1 pseudogene is annotated in these 201 nt (G+C 67.7%); it reads left to right on the top strand.

The features are described 5' to 3' along the window. A pseudogene (locus tag IF37_RS40630) lies at positions 1-201 on the top strand (trehalose synthase); the annotation flags it as partial.

Raw genomic sequence — 201 nt, 5'->3', positions numbered from 1 at the left:
TACTTCGGCGACTACGCGGCCGGCGGCGACGAGTGCCACATGGCGTTCCACTTCCCCGTGATGCCGCGCATCTTCATGGCCGTACGCCGCGAGTCCCGCTACCCGGTCTCCGAGATCCTCGCCAAGACCCCCGCCATCCCGGCCCGTTGCCAGTGGGGCATCTTCCTGCGCAACCACGACGAGCTGACCCTGGAGATGGTC

Origin of the sequence: Streptomyces sp. NRRL S-31 (assembly GCF_000718775.1) — a bacterium.
Lineage (GTDB): Bacteria > Actinomycetota > Actinomycetes > Streptomycetales > Streptomycetaceae > Streptomyces.
Note: the sequence above shows the minus strand (reverse complement) of the source record. Positions and strands in the feature narration are given on the sequence as shown.